19 protein-coding genes and 1 tRNA gene are annotated in these 22,918 nt (G+C 38.0%); 13 read left to right on the top strand and 7 right to left on the bottom strand.

All coding sequences use genetic code 11. The annotated features are described in order from the left end of the window. Positions 1-362: 362 nt before the first annotated feature. The 9 genes from ABIL69_09755 to ABIL69_09795 all read left to right on the top strand — a co-directional run bounded on the left by ABIL69_09755 (position 363) and on the right by ABIL69_09795 (position 9,127). The gene (locus ABIL69_09755) at positions 363-947 is read left to right on the top strand and encodes a hypothetical protein (GenBank protein MEO0124269.1); all 585 of its coding nucleotides are present in this window, start codon (positions 363-365) and stop codon (positions 945-947) included. Positions 948-1,201: 254 nt separating this feature from the next. Continuing rightward, a complete protein-coding gene (locus ABIL69_09760) occupies positions 1,202-1,975 on the top strand; it encodes an enoyl-CoA hydratase-related protein (GenBank protein ID MEO0124270.1) in 774 nt (257 codons plus the stop codon). 155 nt (positions 1,976-2,130) lie between these two features. Next, positions 2,131-3,753 carry a T9SS type A sorting domain-containing protein gene (locus tag ABIL69_09765; GenBank protein MEO0124271.1) on the top strand — a complete coding sequence of 541 codons (1,623 nt, stop codon included), beginning with the start codon at positions 2,131-2,133 and terminating at the stop codon, positions 3,751-3,753. Between the two features lie 104 nt (positions 3,754-3,857). Continuing rightward, a tRNA-Ala gene (locus ABIL69_09770) sits at positions 3,858-3,930 on the top strand. Between the two features lie 20 nt (positions 3,931-3,950). After that, positions 3,951-4,493 (top strand): arginine decarboxylase, pyruvoyl-dependent, encoded by a 543-nt coding sequence (locus ABIL69_09775; GenBank protein ID MEO0124272.1) that lies wholly within the window; start codon positions 3,951-3,953, stop codon positions 4,491-4,493. A 10-nt stretch (positions 4,494-4,503) separates the two neighbouring features. Further along, positions 4,504-5,580, top strand: coding sequence for a hypothetical protein (locus tag ABIL69_09780; protein MEO0124273.1), 1,077 nt, complete (start codon positions 4,504-4,506; stop codon positions 5,578-5,580). Next, on the top strand, positions 5,580-7,085 hold the full coding sequence (locus ABIL69_09785; GenBank protein MEO0124274.1) for a 5'-nucleotidase C-terminal domain-containing protein: 1,506 nt from the start codon (positions 5,580-5,582) through the stop codon (positions 7,083-7,085). The genes ABIL69_09780 and ABIL69_09785 overlap by 1 nt, the downstream gene beginning before the upstream one ends. 3 nt (positions 7,086-7,088) lie before the next feature. Further along, complete coding sequence (locus tag ABIL69_09790; GenBank protein ID MEO0124275.1) at positions 7,089-8,333, top strand: endonuclease/exonuclease/phosphatase family protein; 1,245 nt, start codon at positions 7,089-7,091, stop codon at positions 8,331-8,333. Further along, complete coding sequence (locus tag ABIL69_09795) at positions 8,330-9,127, top strand: hypothetical protein (GenBank protein MEO0124276.1); 798 nt, start codon at positions 8,330-8,332, stop codon at positions 9,125-9,127. The genes ABIL69_09790 and ABIL69_09795 overlap by 4 nt, the downstream gene beginning before the upstream one ends. Positions 9,128-9,129: 2 nt before the next feature. On the opposite strand, the gene murJ is transcribed toward ABIL69_09795, so the two are convergent. After that, on the bottom strand, positions 9,130-10,686 hold the full coding sequence (gene murJ, locus ABIL69_09800) for a murein biosynthesis integral membrane protein MurJ (protein ID MEO0124277.1): 1,557 nt from the start codon (positions 10,684-10,686) through the stop codon (positions 9,130-9,132). A 492-nt stretch (positions 10,687-11,178) separates the two neighbouring features. On the opposite strand from murJ, the gene ABIL69_09805 reads away from it, so the two are divergent. Together ABIL69_09805 and ABIL69_09810 are read left to right on the top strand one after the other, a co-directional pair. Further along, positions 11,179-13,572, top strand: a complete 2,394-nt coding sequence (locus ABIL69_09805; protein ID MEO0124278.1) for a homocysteine S-methyltransferase family protein — start codon at positions 11,179-11,181, stop codon at positions 13,570-13,572. A 9-nt stretch (positions 13,573-13,581) separates the two neighbouring features. Next, entirely contained in the window at positions 13,582-14,415 is an 834-nt protein-coding gene (locus ABIL69_09810) for a methylenetetrahydrofolate reductase (protein ID MEO0124279.1), read from the top strand. Between the two features lie 130 nt (positions 14,416-14,545). Here the strand turns inward: ABIL69_09810 and ABIL69_09815 are convergent, their stop codons facing one another. The 5 genes from ABIL69_09815 to ABIL69_09835 all read right to left on the bottom strand — a co-directional run bounded on the left by ABIL69_09815 (position 14,546) and on the right by ABIL69_09835 (position 18,912). Continuing rightward, complete coding sequence (locus ABIL69_09815) at positions 14,546-15,175, bottom strand: hypothetical protein (GenBank protein ID MEO0124280.1); 630 nt, start codon at positions 15,173-15,175, stop codon at positions 14,546-14,548. Beyond that, the gene (locus tag ABIL69_09820; protein ID MEO0124281.1) at positions 15,172-16,014 is read right to left on the bottom strand and encodes a hypothetical protein; all 843 of its coding nucleotides are present in this window, start codon (positions 16,012-16,014) and stop codon (positions 15,172-15,174) included. Before ABIL69_09820 ends, ABIL69_09815 begins: the two co-directional genes overlap by 4 nt. Continuing rightward, positions 16,011-16,640 carry a hypothetical protein gene (locus ABIL69_09825; protein MEO0124282.1) on the bottom strand — a complete coding sequence of 210 codons (630 nt, stop codon included), beginning with the start codon at positions 16,638-16,640 and terminating at the stop codon, positions 16,011-16,013. Before ABIL69_09825 ends, ABIL69_09820 begins: the two co-directional genes overlap by 4 nt. A gap of 54 nt (positions 16,641-16,694) precedes the next feature. Beyond that, positions 16,695-17,522, bottom strand: a complete 828-nt coding sequence (locus ABIL69_09830) for a DUF6754 domain-containing protein (protein ID MEO0124283.1) — start codon at positions 17,520-17,522, stop codon at positions 16,695-16,697. Positions 17,523-17,655: 133 nt separating this feature from the next. Continuing rightward, positions 17,656-18,912: an SLBB domain-containing protein gene (locus ABIL69_09835; GenBank protein MEO0124284.1), complete on the bottom strand. Its 1,257-nt coding sequence runs from the start codon at positions 18,910-18,912 to the stop codon at positions 17,656-17,658. Positions 18,913-19,101: 189 nt separating this feature from the next. Here ABIL69_09835 and ABIL69_09840 point away from each other — a divergent pair, with 189 nt between their 5' ends. After that, positions 19,102-19,860, top strand: coding sequence for a 4Fe-4S dicluster domain-containing protein (locus tag ABIL69_09840; protein MEO0124285.1), 759 nt, complete (start codon positions 19,102-19,104; stop codon positions 19,858-19,860). A gap of 10 nt (positions 19,861-19,870) precedes the next feature. After that, positions 19,871-21,532 (top strand): FAD-binding protein, encoded by a 1,662-nt coding sequence (locus ABIL69_09845; GenBank protein MEO0124286.1) that lies wholly within the window; start codon positions 19,871-19,873, stop codon positions 21,530-21,532. Between the two features lie 112 nt (positions 21,533-21,644). On the opposite strand, the gene ABIL69_09850 is transcribed toward ABIL69_09845, so the two are convergent. Then, a complete protein-coding gene (locus ABIL69_09850) occupies positions 21,645-22,892 on the bottom strand; it encodes a Glu/Leu/Phe/Val dehydrogenase (protein ID MEO0124287.1) in 1,248 nt (415 codons plus the stop codon). Positions 22,893-22,918: the final 26 nt, after the last annotated feature.

Consider the following 22,918-nt stretch of genomic DNA (forward strand, 5'->3'; position numbering starts at 1 on the left):
TAAACTCTGCCACTACAGGTTTTTTTCAGACCAAGGTCTGCCACTACAACAAACCATCCAATTATGTAGTGGGCGAGCTTGCTCGCCTTTAGCAGAGTAAACTCAGCCACCACAGATAATCTTTTTACACCGTAGTGGTTGAGCTTGCTCAACATTGATTATTGCAGAGTAAACTCTGCCACTACAGGTTTTTTTCAGACCAAGGTCTGCCACTACATTTTTTGATGCGGATTAGGGTCTCCCACTAAGTTTTTAGGTAATTTCTATAAGTTTTATTAAAACTAAAGGTCGTATTCTATAAAAATATTGAAGGTCCCAGTAATGCATGCTTGACATTTTTTAATTTTGTGCTATACTTAAGTATGAAAAAGCTTGCTGTTTTTCTTTCATTGTTTTTAATTTTTTGTATTGGCTACGCACAGAAATATTATACGACCTGGCGGTTGTTTTTTAATCCCACGGGTGCGAGTGCAGTAGCACCGGGTCATATTGATTACCGCATAGGCGATATTGCGGTTATTTATAAATTTTTTGGTCTTGGTACAAAAGGATTCAGGGTGATACATAATGCAGATTTTTCTTCGGATAGTGTCGCCCTTGCCGGATTCATTGCACCAGCATACATCTATTTTGTGCCATTCGCAGCCCATAGAAAATCGCTTGAGATTACGCCGTGGGTTACATATTTATATTCAGGCTTCAGCGCCTGGGGACTTCAGAATGGAATGTTGATTGATTTTGGTGTTGGTGTTACACATTATTTTTTGAGTTTCCGCATAGGATTTAATGCATTGAGAACAGATAGCAGGTTGTTCTTTAATGTTGATGACCCGGGATTTAATGACTTTCCAATAAACTGGAAGAGTATTTATCTTTCTTTTGATTTGTTCCCGGGATACTGGTTATCGTTGAAGGCGAAGAGGATTGATATAGAAACGGAGCATTAAGAAGTTTATACGGTCCAAATTTAATGACATTAACAAATTAATGCAATGAGTTATGCAATGCTAAGGTCTTTTCCTGCAAATATTCCCAGCAATGTGGTAAGACAAAAATGACAAACTTTTTATCACCCCCACCTTAATCCTCCCCCATCAAAGGAGGAGGAAAAAGTGAGGAGGACTCAGGTACTATTCTGCTTGACTTTGTGATTTTTTAGGATATAGTTTTACATATGAGATGATATTCAAAAGGAGGCAAAATGGCTTATAAAAATATAATTGTGGAGGTTGCAGACAAGATTGCAATTTTAAAAGTAAACAGGCCTGAAGTTTTAAATGCAGTAAACACCGAAACAATACTTGAGATTGAATCCGCAATGAAAGAATTTAATGATGACAAAGATGTGCGGGTCATAATTATTACTGGCGAAGGTAAATCGTTCGTTTCAGGTTCAGATATTTCAAGACTCGCCCAGATGGATTCACTTGCAGCAAGGGAATATAGCCAGATAGGGCAGAGGGTTTTATCTCTCATTGAGAATATGGAAAAACCGGTGATTGCCGCAGTAAATGGTTATGCACTCGGTTCTGGGTGTGAGATTGCAATGGCATGTGACATTAGAATTGCTTCAGAAAAGGCTAAGTTCGGTCAACCTGAAGTTAAACTTGGCTTAATACCCGGGCATGCTGGAACACAGAGGCTTGCACGGCTGGTTGGTATTGGTAAGGCAAAGGAGTTGATATTTACCGGTGATTTGATAGACGCACAAGAGGCATATAACATTGGTTTAGTTAATAAGGTCGTTTCTGCGGATAATCTGCTTGAAGAGGCAAAGAATATTGCAAAGAAAATCATTGAAAATGCAGGTCCAAATGCGGTGAAGATTGCCAAGACCGTTTTGAATCGCGGTATTGATTCAAATTTACAGACTGCAAATTCCTATGAAACCGAGGCATTCAGTATTTTATTTTCTACTGAAGAGGCAAAAGAAGGGATGAAGGCGTTTTTAGAGAAGAGAAAACCCAATTGGTGATGTTCTTTATATTGATGGGTCTTGACAATAAAGGATTTTTCAATATAATTTAATTGTATTGGGGTGTGTGGCAAAAATATTGTAGTTTTGGTCATTAATTCAAATTTAGTTGCTAAGTTTAGTTGGCAATAAATGACCATAGGAAAGGGGGTTCTATGAAGATATTTGGTCTGTGTCTTTATCTTTTTTTAATGTGTGCCTTTGCGGGACAGTTGGGTGTTGCCCCCGCAGGTAAAATCAAGGTAGATGTGGAGCAGATACATCCGATTGAGTTGAATGAAAAACTTGAATGTATAAATACCGGTGTATCAACAGTCCCACCTTGGTTAATGTATCGTGACCCGCCCTGGAGTGCGGGTGTTCAGGTGCCTGATGTTTACAACAGAAGTGACTCAATGCTATCAATGGCAGTGGGTCCCAATGGACGGATATATGTCGCATATACGACAAACTGGAATGCAAACCCTGCATGCGCTGGTTTCGGTATAGCAAGCTCTACTAATAATGGTTTAACATGGGATAACCGTGTCTACAGAGTAAATAACACCGCATATACTGAATTCAATCCCGAAATTGCAGTCACTAATGACGGAAAAATCTGGCTCTGGGGAACACTCAATGGTGGTACATATATAAATATTCCTGCTTTTATGCGTTCGCGTGCCACTTGTTATAACAACCCTGATAGTCTTTTTGGGTTCAGTATTTTCAATATTCCTTACAGGTTTTATCCTGAATGTGTGAGCTGGGGTAATGGGAATCAGTTGCTTTTTGCCCAATATACTGTGGATCGTCCCGGGGATAATGACAGTGTATTCTGCATTTACTCGCACGACAGTGCTGCATGGTATGGTTTTACAATTCGTCCACCTGGAGGAAATCCAGGGATGACCTCAATCGGCCTTGATGTTTCAGGAACCGATACAATTCTCATTCACGCCATTGAATATTTTGATGCCACAGGTAACGATTGGGATGTCGTATGGTATCTTGATACCCTAAATGGCTCAGGTTATTTCTATGGTTGGTCAACAAATAACCCAAATAACGACCGTTATCCATCGGTGTATTGCAATCAGGGTTATGCATATATAGCAATTCAGGCGGATGTGGGAAGCGGAAATAACGATATTCTTTTTAACTACTCTACTGATTATGGTGCAACCTGGGGAACAACATTAGTTAATATTACCAATGACCCCGGCAATGAAACATATCCAAGATTGCATGGAATTGGGAGTACGGTTGGATGCAACTATATTTACGGGGGCAACACAGTGCGTTTTAATTACTCAATCTGGTATGGTCAGGATGGAACATGGCAGACACCTGAAGTCGTAACTGATAATGCATCAGCAAATAATTCTTATCACGCAACGGCACTTCTGTTTACGCCTGCTTATGTCCATTCGGTCTGGGAGGATACGAGGAATTCAGGGACCGATGGGATTGAGATTTATGCATCACGAAGAGACCCGATAATTGGAATTTCCGAAACAAAATCAACAAAATTGGGCAAAATGAAATTGTACCCGAATCCATTTAAAGAAAAGGTGACTCTCAGTTTGAGCCCTGAATTGAATGGTAAGAATATAGAACTTTATGTCTATGATTTATCCGGGAAATTTGTCACTGCACAATCTATAATTGTAAATAATTCTACAATTACCTGGAACGGAAACGACAATAGCGGAAGAAAATTACCCGCAGGGATATATGTCTTGAGAATCAATGATGGGAATCGGATTGTAACCCAGAAGGCGGTATTGTTGCAGTAAAATAATCAGAAATAAACTTTAGCCCCTCTTATGATAAGAGGGGCTTTTTGTTTTTTTATTATTGACATTTTATAAATTTTTGTTATAATCTTAAAATTTTTTATGGGGCAGTAGCTCAGTTGGGAGAGCGTCTCGTTCGCAGCGAGAAGGTCGCCAGTTCAAATCTGGTCTGCTCCAGATGGAAAAGGAAAAAAATGATGATACCAAAAAGAGTGTTTTTAACAAAAGGTGTAGGAAAACATAAAGAGAAACTTGCAAGTTTTGAGTCAGCATTGAGGGATGCCGGCATTGCACCTTTTAATATTGTGCGTGTTTCAAGTATTTTACCCCCGGGTGCAAAACTCGTTTCAAAGGCGAAGGGCTTGCAGTATTTATCACCAGGTGAAATTGTTTATGTTGTTGTATCAGAATGTAGTACGAATGAACCACATAGATTAATTGCCGCAAGTATTGGTGTTGCTGTTCCTGCAGATAGAAATCAGTATGGTTATCTTTCTGAATATCACTCATATGGGGAAACGGAAAACAAGGCAGGGGATAAGGCAGAAGACCTTGCCGCGCAGATGCTTGCTACAACCCTTGGTGTACCTTTTGATCCGGATACAAGTTATGACGAAAGGAAAGAACTCTGGAAGATTTCTACAAAAATTGTGAAGACCATGAACATAACCCAGACTGCAATTGGAGACAAATACGGACTCTGGACAACGGTGATCGCAGCAGCAGTTCTCGTGCCCTAAGATGGATTAAATGCTATTATTATTTATTTTGCATTTTACCCTGCCTGGTGTATTAAGTCAGGGGGACTTTGTATTTTATTATGATGCCCGTTCACTGGGAGTTGGTGGAAATACTACTATCCTTGAAAATGGTCTCAATCCAGCAACAATTGGTTTAAGTGAAAAAATCCAGATAAATTTCAGTGGATTTTTATATGAAGGAACAGAAAAGAGGGGATTAAGGGTCTATGATTCATACGGAAATAACATTGGTATATCCACAGTTTCGGTGTGTCAGACTTCATTTTTAGACCTTGGACCGGCAAGTGTAATTGTGCCGATAAAATTTTTTAGTTTGGGTGTAAAACACTATCGTATGTATGATTTCAGATATTACTTCAACCAGACCTATCGTGATAATTTTTATCAGATTGTCAAGATTGTTGATAATAAATATACTGGGGCAGTCAACGCACTGGCGCCAATGGTTGGGGTTAGTTATAAAGGTGTGAGTATGGGTTTTGAAAGTGATTTTATTTATGGTGCGATAAATAGTGAATTAAAAACAATATACCCTGCTGCCGGGGATTCAATTAAGCGTGATTCAAAAAATCTATCAGGGACTGGGTTCAAATTCGGAATAATTTATGCACCATCACTTTATATAAGAATCGCCTATTTCCTTGAAAATAAATTTAAGGTTTTTGCAGAAAGTGATACATTTGAATATCCTATGGGTCATAATATAGGCTTTTATTACCAACCTCCATATCGTATACCAACAAAGTTTGCCATGGAGATAAATTATAAAATGTGGGATGAGGCAATATATTTTTATAAATTCGGGGTTGAACATACTGTCCTGTATAATTATGCTGTTAGATATGGATTTTGCCTTTATCCTGATTATAATCAGAATGCCATATGGACAACGAATTTAACCCTCGGTCTTGGTGGGCAATTTAAAAATTATTGTTTTGATGTGGGTTTCTCTTTAGGCAAAAGGGATTATGCAAATACCGATTTTGGTGGATTGGGGATTGAAGAAAAATACATATTTGATGAGACAAATATTCACTACATTCTCTCATTTGGTTTTAAATTATAATGTTATTTTGTTTACTAACATATATTCTATTTGCAAGTGTTCCTGAACACATTTATATTCTCTATACAAATGACATAGAAGGTGGGCTTTTACCCAGTACTGCCTGGTGGATAAATCCATACTTTCCACCACCAATTGGCAATGCGGCTGGTGCAGCAACCTTGATAAGAGAAAAGAAAAAAGAGGCAGATAGTCTGGGCTATGGATTTTTACTTCTTGATACTGGTGATATGTTTGTTGGCTCGCCTATAGGAGAATTTTCTAAAGGCAAGGCGGTGGTTGATTATTTCAATTATTGTGGTTATGACCTGCTTTCTCCTGGAAATCATGATTATGATATGGGTGTGGATGTGTTCAAGGATATTGTAAAGAGTGTTAATGCACAATTTATCTGCAGTAACATTGTTTATGAAGATACAAAAGAAAATGTTGAATATTTAAAGCCATATACAATTATTGAATTCGGTGATTTAAAAGTCGGTGTCTTTGGACTGCTCACAGAATATATGAAGGGAATGACTACGCCTGAGCGGTTTAAAAATCACGCAGTTTTACCGGAGATTGAAACTGCAAGGAGATTTGTTGATACACTGAAATCCAAAGGCGTTGATTTGATATTTGGAATGACCGGGATAGGTTTACGCCACGATAAAAGGCTTGCTGAAAATGTTCCAGGAATTGATGTCATATTCGGTTCTCATAGTTCTACTGCACTTGAGGAGCCCTATGAGGATTCAATCAATCATACCATAATCTGTCAGAATTATAGCCATCTTACAAGTATAGGTTTTCTTGATTTGAAGATTGATAAGAAAACAAAAAGGATAATCGGTTACCGTGGTGAACTAATAGACTTATTGAGTGATGAAATAGAACTTGATACGATATTACTCAATATGTTAACCAAATGGGAACAGGATACCAAAAAAGGATTTGACGAAGTTATCGGTTATGCAAAAAGAGATTTGACCCGTGCTGGTTTTGAAGAATCACCAATGGGTAATTTGATTACCGATGCGATGCGTGAATATTTCAATGCTGATATAGCAATCCATAATTCAGGTGGCATAAGGGCAAATCTTAAAAAAGGGGAGATAACCTATAAAGATTGTTATTATGTTGATGCGCTTTCCAACACCGCGGTCTTGATGAAAATGAACGGAGAACAGGTAAAAAAAGTTCTGGAAGTTGGAGTTAATGGCAGACATGCAATATTCCAGGTTTCAGGGATAAAATTTAAATATAATTCTAAAAATCCGATAAATGAAAGGATTCTTGAAGTAAGACTTTATGATGGCAGTTTGATAAAACCTGAAAAAGAATACCTTGTTGTAACTAATTCATTCCTTGCGGGCGGCGGTGGTGATTATGCTATTTTTAAAGAGGGAAAAGATATTCAGGAGACTTTTACATATCTGCGCAATATAATTGCAGATTACATTAGAAAAAATTCTCCAATAGATAAAGAAATAGAAGGAAGAATTGTTGATCTCTCTCGTAAATAAATAATGAGCAAAAAAAATATTGGGGTACTTTGTTCCTGCCCTGTAAAAATCACGGCGATATTTTTTTTATCAATTCTACTATTTTCTTCAGGCAATTCGGGGCAACTTAAAATTGCTACATATAATCTATTAAACTTCCCCAATACAATGGGTTATGAACGGATTAAATATTATCGTCAGATAATGGATTATTTAAAGCCAGATGTCCTTGTTGTTCAGGAAATGCAGAGTGAATTTGGAATGGAATTGTTCCGCGATTCGGTCTTGAACTATGAGCAGAATGATTTTTCAAGTGCACCTTTTAATGATGGTCCAGATACAGACAATGGCTTGTTTTATCGTCGTTCAAAATCTGAATTTGTTGATGCTATTTATATTCCAACGGCAAATAGAGATATAGCAAGATACCGTCTTAGAATGAAGGATTCAAAAAGAGAATTTTATATCTTTTCTGTTCATCTTAAGGCAGACGCCGAGTGTGAATTAATAAGACTGCAGGAGGCAATAAGATTAAGAAGCCATCTTGATTCTCTCGCTGATTCTACTGAATATCTTGTTATGGGCGATTTTAATTTTTATTACAATGAATCAGGATATTGCAAACTAATTGATAGCATTGAAACAAGTCCGAGAGGACTGCGTGATTTATTAGCATTTTCAGGGGTTTGGCACGATAATCAATCTTATGCCTATGCCCATACACAATCAACAAGGAATGAGCAACTTCCTGATGGAGGTGCTGGGGGTGGGCTTGATGACAGATTTGACCTCGTTTTATGTTCACCAAACTTTTTAGACACTGCCGGGCTTTTTCTACCCGCAGAATCTTACACAGTTTTCGGAAATGATGGGAAACATTTTAATAAATCAATTAATAGTGGTGTGAATTATGCTGTGCCTGATGAAATAGCAAGGGCACTTTATTTTGCATCCGACCACCTGCCTGTGTCGGTAATTATTATGGATGGGTATAATACTCAAATGGAGATTAAAGAACTTGCTATCTATCCCAATCCAATGCGCAGACAGGCATATGTAAAACTTCCGCATTTAGAACATTTCAAAATGGCGAAAGTCACCATTACAAATATTCTTGGACAACGGATTTATGAAATAGAGAGTTCTAATCCCTATATGGTTTCCATAAGTAATGATAAACTTAATGTCGGCATTTATTTCGTGCATATCCAGATTGAAACCAAATATAATCAGTATTATTATCGCACCAAACTCGCGGTGATAAAATGATTTTGTTTTTTATTTTGAATATTTATATTGATAATTCTACAAAAATTTATGCCGGTATTCAATCAAATGGGATGGGTGGAATAACAACACTCGTTGATGAAGGATTATCGGTCTTTCATAATCCGGCGATAAATTTTAGAACTAAATTTAATTTTATCATCGGCAGGTGGCTTTATGGAACCGATATGATAACATTCGGCGCTTCATATAAAAATAATGCTTTGGGCATTTATTATCTTGATTATGGAGATATCCAGGGCTATGATGAATACGGTATCCCTACAAACAGATTCTCGCCTTATGACTTAAACATTGGGCTTGGAAGAAGTTTCGGTCCAGCCGGAATATGTATTAAAAGTTTTCAATCAAGGATTGATTCGGTTACATTTATGGGCATTGCGGTGGGGAGTGGTTTAATATTTAATGTTAGTAATTTTTCCTTCGGGGTGAAGATTGATAATATCGGTGGTGAAATTATTCATAAAGTAAATATCCCGTTCATTTTTGCGATAGGGATTAAATATGATTTCTTTGATGATTTTGCAATTTTTATTGAGGCAAGGGGTAGGGATCTTGAATTGAGCAGTGGCTTATCGTATAAATATGAAAATCTGACTATTTTTTCAGGTTTAAGGTATATCAAACCTGCGACTTATATTGAAAAGCCTTCGGTATCTGATTGTCAGTTTTCTGGCGGTTTATCTATTACTTTTGAAGAATACGAACTTGGTTATTCTTTTGTCTACACACAATTTTCAAATGCCCATCAGGTAGGAATAAAATTTACTCCATAATTTTATCTTTTGAAAAGTTGTTTTAAAATTTTTGTGGCATCTTTGATTTTTATAATCTTACAATAAAAATAGAATGTAACCACTGTAAGAAAACATGCAATGCACAGGGCAATTATTTGGATTAATAGATTGGGCGAAAAAGTTTTATTAAAATGGTTAAAAACAATTATTCCGATAAAACTGCTTATTACCGAACCGATTGAAATCAACAAAATAAATTTGAGTAATTCATTTATTCCAAAACTACCAATTTTTTTGGGAAGTATTTTAAATAAAATTATAAAGTTAAGAAAGGCAGATATAGATGTGGCAAGCGCTATTCCGCGAAAACTCATAAGCCTCATTAAAATATAGTTCAAAAAAACATTGACCGCAATCATTCCGAGGCTCACATACATTGGAGTTTTTGAATCTTTTAATGCATAGAAGGCAGACGCAACATTGCGTAATCCTGAGGCAAAAGGAACGCCGATAATGTAAAATATCAATGCTGAGGCAGTTGCCGATGTGTCAAATGCATTGAATTTCCCACGTTCATAAATAATCCGTGTGATAGGGTGGGAGAAAAAGATGATAAATACCGAACTGAGAATTGTTAATAAAAATACGAGTTTTAATGAGCCAAGCAATGTTCTGCGCATTTCTTCAAAATTATTTTCAACCACAAGTTTTGATAGGGAAGGAAGTGCGACTGCACCGACTGCAATTCCAAAGAGTCCTAAAGGAAGGTGCATTATTCTAAAGGCATAATGTAGCCAGGTCATACTTCTTTCTTCAAGAAAAGATACCATAATTGTATCCACCATTACATTTATCCTTGAACTTGCAAGTCCGAGTGCAACCGGAATGAAAAGAAATATTACTTTTTTTATTGCGGGGTCGCTTAGTTTGAGAAATAGGTGATAGCGAAATCCATTTTTGATAAGCGCAGGAATTTGAGAACCGAATTGTATCAAACCGCCAGCCAGAACACCATAAGCCATACCGAAAATGGGGTCAATGCCCTTATTGATTAAATAATTATATAAAATGATGGGAACAACTATTGAAAAAATATTGAACCAGGCAGATGCAACAGAAGGAATAAAAAATTTATTTTCAGTATTAAGATAACTCATTGCCCAGGCAGAAAAAGCGACAAATAGAAGGAATGGTATTATGATTTGAGCGAGCTTTGCCGTAAGGTCAAATTTACCGGGGATATTTCCAAATCCAAAGGCGATAATGCGAACAAGATAAGGAGCAAAAATTATGCATAATACTGTAATGATGCCAACAACAATAAAGAGAAGATTAAAAATATTACTGGCGAGCAAATTCTGGTTTTGTTTGCCTTTATTTTTTTCCTCGGTCAATATCGGTATAATTGCTGAAGATAGGGTTGTTTCAGCGAATAGGTCCCGGAATAAATCAAGCAAACGAAAGGATGCCTGGAATGCATCGGTAGAAGTACTTGCACCATAAAGGAAGGCAAAGACCATTTCACGGAATAATCCTGTTACACGACTGATTGCAGTTCCAAGTGTGAATGAACGGACACCCTTCGTAATATCTGCCATTTTGTGATTATATGGATATTATATTTGGTGTCAATAACCCGGATCTTCATCGCTTTTGTTCAAATTATTTTTCGTTTTTAAACTACCCTTTAATTATTATTGCCAAGATATCAATATAGATTAAATGTAGTGGCCGAGTTTACTCGGCTTTCAAATATCTGCAGACCAAGGTCTGCCACTACAACAAACCATCCAATTATGTAGTGGGCGAGCTTGCTCGCCTTTAGCAGAGTAAACTCGGCCACTACAGATAATCATTTTACCCCGTAGTGGTTGAGCTTGCTCAACATTGATTATTGCAGAGTAAACTCGGCCACTACAGATAATCATTTTACCCCGTAGTGGTCGAGCTTGCTCGACATTGATTATTGCAGACCAAGGTCTGCCACTACAAGTTTTATTTAGATTAAATTAAGCATTATATAAACGATGTATGGTCGTGTCAATAACTGGTGTTATTGACATATTGTATAAATTATATAAAATATCCGTATGAATTTTCTTGATAGATTGCTAAAGAAAAGAATCATTATACTTGATGGTGCTACAGGGACAAATCTTTTTGATAAAGGTTTGGTACCCGGAGAACCACCAGCAAGTTTGAATTTGAAAAATCCCGACGCAATATATAAATTACAAAAGGCGTATATTGATGCAGGTAGTGATGTAATTTTAACAAATACATTCAGTGCCAATCCGATAAATTTTAAAGAAGATTACAGGAAGATTATAAAGTCAGGGATAAGGATAGCTTTTAGGGCAGCAGGGAATAAGGGGTTTGTATTAGGTGATGTGGGACCCCTGGGTATTTTAATTAGACCTTATGGTGATGGTGAATTTGAAGAAGTTTACAGGATCTATTATGAAATTTTTAAAACATTTTATAAATCGGGTGTAAAATCATTTTTAATTGAAACTTTCAATTCTATAATTGAGGCAAAATCCGCATTCCTTGCAGCAAGAAATTTTTCTGAAGATATTTTTGTGAGTTTTACATTTCAGGAAAACGGTCGGACGATATTTGGTGAATTACCCGAATCAATTGCTATTACCTTTGAAAAACTCGGGGCAAAGGCTATCGGAGTGAATTGCACAGAACCCAAGACTGCAATAGAAGTTTTGAAAAAAATGCGGTTAGTGACAACTTTACCACTCATTGCAAAGCCAAATGCGGGTAAGGTTACGATTGAGGATGGCAGAGTAAAGAATTCAATCTCTGATTCCGAACTCGCCGGGTATTTTAATGATTTTATTAAATCCGGTGTGCGTTTGATCGGTGGTTGCTGTGGCACAACTCCTGAGTATATAAAATTAATATCTAAAAGTAAAAATGTTGCTGTTCGTTTTCCCGCACAAAAAAAAGTATTTTATCTTGCTTCATCCCAGAAAGTTGCAAGGGTTGAGAATAATACAGCCATAGTTGTTGGTGAACGTTTAAACCCATCAGGTAGAAAAAAATTGAAGGAAAGCCTATTAAAAGGTGATTATACGATTTATGGGAATGAAGCAAAAACTCAAGAAGATGCAGGTGCAGATGCCATTGACATAAATGCCTTTGTTCCTGAACTTGATGAGAGTAAGACATTATTGAGATGTCTATGGGAAGTTTTAAAGAGCTGCAAACTACCTGTTTTTATTGATACACAAAACTTTTCCGCAGCAGAAAAGGCGATGATGGTCTATCCAGGTATTGGCGTTTACAATTCAATACCTGCGCGGGAAAAAGAATTAAAAAGATTTTTGCCGATTGTAAAGAAATTCGGGTTTAAGGCAGTGATATCGCTTGTGGGTAAAAAAATTCCACGGACATTCAATGAACGGATGAAGAATGTTAAGCTTACAATAAAAGTAGCGAAAAAAATGAAATTTCCATTGGAAGATTTAATCTTTGACCCGCTGGTATTTTCGGCGGCTACCGAATCCGCACAGATTTCTGAAACATTGCAGACGGTTGAAGTTTTACACAAAAAAGGATTTAAAACAATATTGGGCATATCAAATGTTTCATTTGGATTACCAGAGAGAAGTTTGTTGAATTCAACACTTGTAACCCTGGCAATAAATTCTGGTGTAAATTTCTTAATAATAAATCCACTTGACCCGAAGGTAATGGAGACCTATCGGTCAGCGCGTGCGCTTCTTAAGAAAGATATCAATGAGTATATCAGATGGGCAAAAGAAATTTCTCAAAAGAGTAGGGACTTCAGTCCCGTAAAAACTGAGACAAAAAAAGAAAAATCTGAAATTTTTGCTCCTGAAACAGATTTGATTAAAGCAATAATTGATGGTGATGTAAAATTGGCAGTAAATGAAACAAAAAAATTACTTGATGACAATGTTCCCTCTGAGAAGATAATAGACCATTATGTTTTTAATGCAATGAAAAAAGTCGGTGAAAATTATGAGAAGGGTATATTTTTTATCCCTGATTTGATGAAATCCGCTGAGGCAACAAAGGCGGTACTTGGGTTAATTAAAAAAAGATTGGAGCGGGGGACCGGGGTATCGGAGCAACGGGGCAAAAAGAAAAGAATAGTGCTAGCGACGGTAAAGGGTGATATACACGATATTGGCAAAAATATTGTAGCAATGGTTTTAGAGTCCGCAGGATATGAAGTTATTGATTTAGGTAAAGATGTTGATACTACAAAGATCGTTGAGGCAGTTAAAAGATATAAACCGATTGCGGTAGGTTTGAGTGCACTTCTGACAACGACAATGCCTGAAATGGGGAATGTGATAAAATTATTGAGAAAAAACGGACTTGATACACCGGTGATTATTGGTGGTCCTAATGTAAGTGAAGGATTTGCAAAGCAGATTGGTGCTTATGCCGCGGTCAATAATGCATTTGAAGGACTACGGGTGTTAAAGGAGATAGGATAATAGGTTGATATGCTAAGGGATAAATTGAAAGATAAAAAGATTATCACTCTTGAGATTCTTCTACCTACGAGTATTGATACTGATAGTCTTATTAAAGAACTCCAATCAGCCAGGGATTATGTTGATGCCTTTAACATTCCTTCAAATCCATTGGGAAAGTTGAGACCGGATGCATTATGTTTTGCCCATATCTTGCAGGAAAGCCTGAAAATAGAAACCATACCACATTTTGTAGCAAGGCATTTTACACTTCTATCCTTTGAAAGTCAGTTGCTTGGGGCAAAGGCACTCGGGATAGAGAATATTTTATGTGTCACAGGTGATACACCGGTTGAAGGCAGGAGTATGTTTGAACTGAATTCTTCCAGATTGCTGGATGTTGCAAAAAATTTAAGACAGGGTTTGACTTCCGCAAGAAAGACAATCACACCGATTGATTTTTGTTTATGCACAAGTTTCAATCCCAATGCTCCGAATATTCAGGGGGAGTTTATTAAAGCAGGGGAGAAGTGTAGATGCGGGGCAGAGGTATTCTTTACCCAACCGGTATTTCAACCGGAAAAATTTATTGAGATAATAAGGGAATTACGAAAACGGCATCAGAGTATTAAAATCATTGCGGGGCTTTCTTTTTTATATACAAAAAAGCGTGCTTTTTCACTTATGAAATTTCTTGGCATTCCTTATGAATACATAACAAAGATTGAAGAGGTTAATGAATCTGAACTACTCCTTGAAACTGCAAAAAAGTTAAAAGATTATGTAGATGGATTTTATGTAATACCAATCGGAAAGTATGCAAATGGATTTGAATTGATAAAAAAGATAAGAGGTATTATTTAACTCAAGTAATTAATTTTTTGAATAACCATAAACTATCTCCATCAACCATACCAGCATCAATGTCCAATAACCATCAACCAATCACTTAATAAACATTCCAAACTTTTAGGCATTTTGGACTTTTAGGTATTTATTTTATAATCCCCAGCCAGTCTCCAAGTAAGAACTGAAATCTGCCAATCAAAAGGCTGATTCTTGCCATAACTGTATAACCAAACGAGGCGCCGAAACCAAGCATAATAAAGATAATTCCGAGATTTGCAATAGGCTTGATTATCCCTTTTCTTTCTCTTGAGAAGAAGAAGAAGATTAGTGTTGCAACTACACCGATCAGAATTATAACCGCCCATAAACCATTATCCCAACGAGTAAATAAAGACCTGGTGAGCATCGTTCCCTGAATCTGTTTTATTACATCGGCCTGGAGTGCAGCAGGAATTGCAACACCCGAACCCCAGCCCAATAAAAACGCGATAGGTATGCGCACCATCCAGGAAATCTGGGGAATGAACCTGGTTATGTATAAAATACCAAGAATCAATGGTATTACATATAGAAATTGTCCTTCCTTAAATAGTGGCACAATCAGGTTTGGATATACTACATTGTGGTAAGAGAGTGCAATGAAATAACCTGCAGATGTTCCGACAAAGAGATGTTCGGCAAACCGATAGAAAGGATTATCCTTGAAGATGAATGAAAATATGAAGAGTGTAAGTAGTGATGAAATCCAGACTAAAATATCTGTGGAAATATTCACTTTTTCCTCCTTATTATAAAATACCCGACATTCCCAATTATGATAAATAACATTATAAAGAAATGTCCCAATGACTGGGCATCCATTGCTTTTGTAGCATTCCTGCTTGTCAATTGATAACCCTTTTTCGCCAGGGCTGTTTCATATTCTGCCGCACCTTTCATACCGGCAAAGACACCAGTAAGCTGACCGCTGTTTAAATATGGATAGGTATCAGCTGCAGACACTGCAGTTACACCTGTTCCAAGTTTGAATCCAAATTTTGCCTGTCCGTATAATAACCAGGTCCTGTATCCAGGGTCACCAGCAGAAAAACTTATCACCAGACTTATATCATCATAATTTTTTATATTTGCAGTCAATGGCAATGAATCAAGTGGTGTATTATAGTAATCCGCAGGAAATACATTTTTAAAATTATCGCCGAGTCCAAGAACTACTGCAGCTGCGCCTGCCTTGTATCCTAAGAATACATAGTCTTCGCCATATTTTTTGTTATACGCCTCAGGAACCTTCTTCAATGCCATTTCCGCCATACCAGCACCCTGGGGCCATAACGCAAGAACAAGTACTTTTAATCCTTTGTTAAAACAATGATTCAGTGCCGCTTCAAGCATTGGATATAGTTCAGGCATTGATTGTGGGTCAAAATCACAGGAAATCAAAACTGGTTTAGAATCCGGTGGCAGTGATTCTATTGCATCTATAAGCTTTTGAGTTTGAGGCATTACATTAATTGCCATTCCAATCGGAGCAATAAGTGGTATAATAATTGCAAGGGCAATTACCACATATATTATCTGTCTTGGAATTTTGGTTATTCTTTCTGCGAAGTTCATTGTTTACCTCCTCCACCAAGCCATGAACGTTCAATACCAAGGATAATTTTTAAAGCAGTAGAGACCACACCAAGCGCAACACCAAACATAATACCCCTTTTCGCTGCCATGTTCGGAACTTTGAGCAACCATTCAGCAAATTCAGAGAGTTTGGGATGGATAAAATAACCAAAGGGCACGAATCCAAGCATGACCACAAATGCGGCAATTAAAAGCAATGTGGCTTCAGTGGTTCTTGCTCTAAATGCACGATAGGCAGCAGAAGCCATATAAAATGCCAGGATTGCAAACATACTTGCACCAAGGGGAAGTATAACATTTGAATATACTGTCATAAATACAGTTCCACTCTTAATGCCCCAGAATAATCCAATTATCGCCATTGCTCCAAGGCTTATTAGAGTAACAATGCTGAATGGCCAGCCTTCGTTTTTTCTTCTTACGCGGTCAGTATGATGGTCAATGAGACTGCCAATACCAAGGATTATACTGAATGCGGAAACAACAATTACCCAGCGATTAATGTGTTCATTTGCCTGGATACTAACCGGGTGTCCGATAAAAAATTGGACAATCATAATTATCCCCATCAACATACAAATAAATAATGGAATTTGTTTTTTCATTCATCCTCCTTTTAGTTCAGGTATTTAGGCATTTAGGTGTTTTTGGAATTTTTTTCATCCTATATTGAATAATGAGGCAACCTTTTCCCAACCCAAAAGCGCAATGATTGAACTTAGCAAAAGGACACCGAGTATTATCATTTTACCCCAATCCTGACCCTTTAGAGAACCTAAAAGCAATGGTTCACGGGAGAGATAGGCACTTGCAGCATATAGTTCTTCACCGATAAGGGTATAATCACAGGCGACGATAAAGAATGGTAATTGGAAGATAGAATCAGTCCCAGCAATCTGGATTGCACCAGTCGTGGCTCCAGTTTCAGCAAGGACGAGTGATTCAGCCCAGAAATAGCCAATGAAAAGATTTGTGGCAGGCTTGTCCCTCACCATCGTTCCACAGACTGCAGAAGTATAGCCAAATTGGTCCTGGGTTAAAAAATAGACATTATCAGGATTGAAGGCATCAGGCCTTCCTGCGTCTGTGTATGCCTCCTTCACGACTTCCCTTGCTACAGTATAGACTACCGGGTCACGATTAGGAACAAGAAGTGTGGTATTATACTCTGCAGTCTTTTTTGCAACCTGTGAGAGTATGTTCATTGATGCGATGGTTGAAATAACATCAATTGTAGCAAGTCCGGGAACATACAAGATTGGTTTACCCATTTCTGTAGCCCTTCCCACCGCTTCATCAACTGCCTCAAGCCCGCTGATCTTTCTAATAAATAATTGTTTACCCTTGCGCGCGTGATATATAAACCATAGAAGGAGTGCTCCATAGATTATCAGTGCGATGAGAACATTTAATCTTGCAACATTAAAGATATTTACCCCTGATGATTGCCCACCTTCACTGGCAATCAAAAGTAAAATTATTTGCATAACACCCCCTTCACCTATTAAAATTCTAAGTTATAAACACAGAAGAAATAATCCTGAAATCTTCGTAAATGTAGATTGGGCACTAAAATTTGGTTGTGATTTTGATTTTTGAATGCGGTGCCCTTATGCTTCACTATTTTGACAATGTAGTTAAGGTTAAATAACTTATCAAGAGGGAAGCAACGACTGAACCAATTTCAACATAGTCCTGCCAGAATTTGAATATCTGTCTCGGCACCATTATTCTGTCTCCTTCCATAATTATTGGGTCTTTTTTGACCGAAATCTTTTTGTTGCCCCTTAAAACATATGCGCTTGACATACTCGCTTCAGCAAGTGGTCCACCCGCAAGTCCGATATAATCGCTTGCCTTTAAATTTGGCTGAAAAGGAAAAGGACCGGGATTTACAACCTGACCCTGGACATATACAACGGCATTTATTGACGGTACCACTAGAATATCTCCATCCTGCATTGCAATATTTGACTCGCTTTCAGGATTCACAAGTGCCTCGTGAAGTTTGACTTCAATTTTTTTGTCGCTCCTCTGGATATAAGCATTTTTTAAATCTGCCCAAGGGGTTACACCACCTGCCTTGCTGATTAAGTCTGCAACCTTTTCACCTTCATTTAATTCATACAATCCTTCGCTCGTTTTTTCCATTGCAGCGGTCAATTGTGATACCTTCAGTTCATAGCCCATTTTACCAAAAACCGCTCCTTTTACAATCACTGATTTTTCCATCTTGGGAACAAAAATTAAATCACCATCCTGAACAAAAGGATTATTTTCAGTATTTCCAAATCTTTCAAATTCTTCGAGGTTCACAATTTTATATAGTTGATTTTTTCTCCTCAATTCAATCTTGGTTTTTGTGCCAATAGAAGTTGTGCCACCAGCCTTTTTTATTATTTCTGACACCCGGTCAACAGGATAGGCAGAGATGCTACCAGGATTTCTTATTTCACCAGCAACATAGACAAAAAATGTTCGCATGCCAAGAAGTGTTAAATCAACATTTATGTTCCTGTAGTATTTGGTAAATACCCTTGATAGTGAGTCCCGTGCTGCTTTTAAACTGAGTCCGTAAATGGGAACTGCTGCTACGACATCATACTGTGGAACAAAGATGCCCTGGGATGTTGGTAAGGATGCCACCGGCATATTTATGGTAATCTTACCTTCATATGTTATTCCTGTTTTGTAAGAATAGTTTGTTGAACCTGTAATTGTTACAAGTAATGAATCACCTGGCATAAGGGTGTATTCTTCTGAAATTATTGGTTTATCCAATCCAAAAGAAGTGGTGGGGCTATTTGACTGAGCAAAAAGAAAGATTATCAGAGCGAAAAAGCAAGTAATTAATTTGATAAATTTAAAATTTTGCATAGGTAAATTATATTTAATTTATAACCGAAGTCAACAGTTGACAGTAAAGGCATTTTATATATAATCTAAAATATAAACTATAGGAGGTGATTGGGTTGGGACGCTGGATTTACTGAAATACTTGAAAGTTATTCATACCAGCTTCTTAACCTTAATCATTAATTGCGCTATCAAAAGAGGAGGTCTTAAATGGCTGAGGATAAAAAGAATATTATGGATGAAATCGCAGAGGCAAATAAATCAGTAGTAACTGGAATTGATGAGAAAGACATCCAACATTGGATTAATATCTCAATTATGGGAAAGAAATATCGTGTGCCTGCAGGATTAACTATAATGCAGGCGATGGAATTTGCAGGATATAGATTTATTCGTTCCTGTGGTTGTCGTGCTGGATTCTGCGGTGCCTGTACTACTGTTTACAGGATTGAAGGCGATTATAGATTAAAGACCGCACTTGCCTGTCAGACCCGGGCTGAAGAAGGTATGTATCTTGTGCAGATACCATTTACACCTGCACAGAGGGCAAATTATGATATAAACCAGTTAAGGCCTAACATTGAAGCATTTTTAAAAGTGTATCCTGAGATATTGAAATGCCTTGGCTGTAATACCTGCACAAAAGCCTGTCCCCAGGATATTGATGTAATGGAATACATCGCCTGCGGTAAAAGAGGGGATGTTGAAAAGATGGCAGAAATTTCGTTTGATTGCATTATGTGCGGATTATGTTCAATTCGTTGCCCTGCCGAACTTGCCCAATATAATTATGCCCAGTTAGGAAGAAGATTATTCGGAAAATATGGAATGCCAATTCCTGAACACCTGAAAAAAAGATTGGACGAATTGAAACAGGGAAAATATGAGGCAGAATTAAAGAGATTGATGACTGCACCAGTTGATGAATTACGAAAAATCTATACTTCTCGAGATATAGAGAAGGAGTAGGAGGATCAAAATGGCAGAATTAAAATTTATAGGTGGTTATCCTGAATATATGCGGAAACTCATAGATGTGGTGAATAAGACAAGACCACAGCGTAAGGATTATACACCTAAGGCAATGTCTATGGCAGAAAGGGAAGAGGTTTTGAAATTATGCCATCCTGATTATGCCCCGGGTGGTAAGAGGCAGATATTGTTCGGACCAAATGCAGGAGACCTTGCACCAAATGAAGTGGTAGATTTATTAGAAGCACATCCCCTGATTGACCCTGATTCATTCACTATCACTAATCCTGACTATAGTGTTGACCTTTTGATAATTGGCGGCGGTTTGGCGGGCACATCTGCGGCTTTACTTGCAAACGATAATGGTATAAAGGCAGAAAATATCTTGCTTGTAAATAAACTTCGGCATGGTGATTCAAACTCAATGATGGCAGAAGGCGGAACCCAGGCCGCAGACAGAGAAAATGATTCACCACTAATCCATTACATAGATACCATTGGTGGTGGTCATTTTGCAAACAAACCAGAGGTTGTTGAGGCGCTGGTCAATGATGCTCCCTTTGTGATGGAGTGGCTCTGCAGTCTTGGTGCCATGCTTGATAGAAATCCTGATGGTAGTTTTGTAGAAAAGGCATTTGGTGGTGGTTCAAGATTGAGGATGCATGCGTGCCGGGATTATACCGGACTTGAGGAATTACGTGTATTAAGGGATGAATTCAGGTGCCGTCAGATACCGTATCTTGAATTTTACCCGGTGATTGAATTTTTGACTGACGGAGACCGTGTTACTGGTGTTATTCTATATAATCTTGAGACCGGCGAGTACAAGGTTGTTCAGGCAAAAGCAATTATACTTGCTACCGGCGGTTTTGGCAGATTACATATTAGAGGTTTTCCTACAACCAATCATTATGGTGCAACTGCAGATGGCATTGTCCTTGCCTATCGTGCGGGTGCAAAACTGCGTGATACTGATACGGTCCAGTATCATCCCACAGGTGCAGCATATCCACAGCAGATAATAGGACTATTGTTAACGGAAAAACTAAGGGGAATGGGTGCGCAACCTGTAAATATTGATGGTGAGGCATTTGTATTTCCACTTGAGCCAAGGGATGTAGAAGCATCCGCATTTATCAAAGAATGCTATGTCAACGGAAAAGGGATTGTTACCCCTACAGGGATGAGAGGGGTCTGGCTTGATACCCCGTTAATTGATCTCAAAAATGGTCCGGGTACAATTGAAAAGGCATTTCCGGGCATGTTAAGGCTATATAAGAGATTTGATATAGATATAAGAAAAGACCCGGTTCTTGTATTTCCGACTTTACACTATCAAAATGGTGGTGTTGAAACTGACCCTTGGGGAAGGACTAATTTAGAAGGCTTATGGGTGGCGGGCGAAGTATCGGGTGGTGTCCATGGTAAGAACCGATTAATGGGAAATTCAACCCTTGATTGTCTTGTTTTTGGTAGAAGAGCAGGGATTGCAACCGCTGAATATTTAAAGAATAACCCAAGTTTTGGTAAACTAACACTTGAACACCTAAAAAGATATAAAAAGATGATGGAAGATGCAGGAATAAAGACGACAAGAAAGGCACCGATACTGTTTCCTGATTATCGTGGCAAGGCTGTTCTGGCAAGGAAGATAGATTTATTCAGGTAAAATCTCCTTAACCGTTTAATTTAGTCCTTCGACAACAACTTCTTTGTCTTTTGTAAGATATTCTAATAATATATTTTTAATTCGCTTCTATTCAGATGCAACCAATAAATTTTTATGGGAAAATTCCTCTATACTTATAGACCTCCGCAACCCGATTTAGAGCCACGATATATGCAGAGATTCTTAAAGATGTTTTCATCTTCTGCGATATTTCCCATACCTCATTGAATGTTTTCACTAATTTATTTTCAAGTCGCTCATTTACTTCTTTTTCTTCCCAGTATAAGCCCGACAGTGCCTGTACCCATTCAAAATGGCTGACGATAACTCCACCGGAATTTGCTAAAATATCAGGCACAATATATATACCTTTCTTCTCAAGGATTTCATCTGCCTCAGGAGTTGTTGGACCATTTGCGCCCTCTATTATTGCCTTGACCTTAATCTTGTCGGCATTATCTTCACGAATTTGATTTTCAAGTGCGGCCGGGATTAATATATCTGCTTCCTGATACAAGACTTCATCCCTTGGTACTTTTTTCCCTTTTTCATATGGTTCAAGCAATTTATGTTTTTCTACACATTCCATCATCTCTGTTACATCAAGGCCGTTAGGGTCAATAATCCCGGTTGAAGAATCAGATGCCGCAATAATTTTAGCACCTTCTTGGGACAAAAAGTATGCTGCATAGCTCCCGACATTACCGAACCCTTGAACAATAACCTTTGCCCCTTTTAAAGATTTTCCAAGCTTACGAAACAATTCGCGCGTATTGATAAACACACCTCTACCGGTCGCTTCTTTTCTGCCTTTGGAACCGCCCAGAACCTCAGGTTTGCCAGTGACAACCGCTGGTTCAGTATGCCCGGTCATCATACTGAATGTATCCATCATCCACGCCATGGTCTTTGATGTGGTAAAGACATCGGGTGCAGGAATGTCGATTTGCGGTCCCAAAATCGGCATAATTTCTGTGGTATATCTCCGTGTAATCTTTTCCAGTTCTTTCTCAGATAATTTCATCGGGTCACATATTACACCACCCTTCGCACCACCATAAGGTAAATCAACGAGTGCACACTTCCAGGTCATCCATGCAGCAAGAGCAATGACTTCGTCTTCGGTGACATCCGGATGATAACGGACACCTCCCTTTGTTGGTCCACGGGCATCATTATACTGGCACCTGAAACCAGTGAAACATTTCACAGTCCCATCATCCATTTGTATAGGGAATGTGACCCTCAAAACCCTCTTGGGACACATAAAAATCTTTAATAAGTGTTCGGGCAGATTCATTGCCTTTGCTGCCCTTTCTACCTGTTTTTGTGCCATCTCCGCAACTGAAAATTTTTTCATAAAACCTCCTACTGATTTCTCACCTC

The sequence above is a fragment of the candidate division WOR-3 bacterium genome, from assembly GCA_039802005.1.
Classification (GTDB): Bacteria; Hydrothermota; Tepidihabitantia; order SM23-42; family JAOAFX01; genus JAOAFX01.

What these genes read in the sequence shown, in the direction of transcription:
- ABIL69_09755 (MEO0124269.1), top strand. Translation starts at nt 363, where the DNA reads ATGAAAAAGCTTGCTGTTTTTCTTTCATTGTTTTTAATTTTTTGTATT.
- ABIL69_09760 (MEO0124270.1), top strand. Translation starts at nt 1,202, where the DNA reads ATGGCTTATAAAAATATAATTGTGGAGGTTGCAGACAAGATTGCAATT.
- ABIL69_09765 (MEO0124271.1), top strand. Translation starts at nt 2,131, where the DNA reads ATGAAGATATTTGGTCTGTGTCTTTATCTTTTTTTAATGTGTGCCTTT.
- ABIL69_09775 (MEO0124272.1), top strand. Translation starts at nt 3,951, where the DNA reads ATGATACCAAAAAGAGTGTTTTTAACAAAAGGTGTAGGAAAACATAAA.
- ABIL69_09780 (MEO0124273.1), top strand. Translation starts at nt 4,504, where the DNA reads ATGCTATTATTATTTATTTTGCATTTTACCCTGCCTGGTGTATTAAGT.
- ABIL69_09785 (MEO0124274.1), top strand. Translation starts at nt 5,580, where the DNA reads ATGTTATTTTGTTTACTAACATATATTCTATTTGCAAGTGTTCCTGAA.
- ABIL69_09790 (MEO0124275.1), top strand. Translation starts at nt 7,089, where the DNA reads ATGAGCAAAAAAAATATTGGGGTACTTTGTTCCTGCCCTGTAAAAATC.
- ABIL69_09795 (MEO0124276.1), top strand. Translation starts at nt 8,330, where the DNA reads ATGATTTTGTTTTTTATTTTGAATATTTATATTGATAATTCTACAAAA.
- murJ (MEO0124277.1), bottom strand. Translation starts at nt 10,686, where the DNA reads ATGGCAGATATTACGAAGGGTGTCCGTTCATTCACACTTGGAACTGCA.
- ABIL69_09805 (MEO0124278.1), top strand. Translation starts at nt 11,179, where the DNA reads ATGAATTTTCTTGATAGATTGCTAAAGAAAAGAATCATTATACTTGAT.
- ABIL69_09810 (MEO0124279.1), top strand. Translation starts at nt 13,582, where the DNA reads ATGCTAAGGGATAAATTGAAAGATAAAAAGATTATCACTCTTGAGATT.
- ABIL69_09820 (MEO0124281.1), bottom strand. Translation starts at nt 16,014, where the DNA reads ATGAACTTCGCAGAAAGAATAACCAAAATTCCAAGACAGATAATATAT.
- ABIL69_09825 (MEO0124282.1), bottom strand. Translation starts at nt 16,640, where the DNA reads ATGAAAAAACAAATTCCATTATTTATTTGTATGTTGATGGGGATAATT.
- ABIL69_09830 (MEO0124283.1), bottom strand. Translation starts at nt 17,522, where the DNA reads ATGCAAATAATTTTACTTTTGATTGCCAGTGAAGGTGGGCAATCATCA.
- ABIL69_09835 (MEO0124284.1), bottom strand. Translation starts at nt 18,912, where the DNA reads ATGCAAAATTTTAAATTTATCAAATTAATTACTTGCTTTTTCGCTCTG.
- ABIL69_09840 (MEO0124285.1), top strand. Translation starts at nt 19,102, where the DNA reads ATGGCTGAGGATAAAAAGAATATTATGGATGAAATCGCAGAGGCAAAT.
- ABIL69_09845 (MEO0124286.1), top strand. Translation starts at nt 19,871, where the DNA reads ATGGCAGAATTAAAATTTATAGGTGGTTATCCTGAATATATGCGGAAA.
- ABIL69_09850 (MEO0124287.1), bottom strand. Translation starts at nt 22,892, where the DNA reads ATGAAAAAATTTTCAGTTGCGGAGATGGCACAAAAACAGGTAGAAAGG.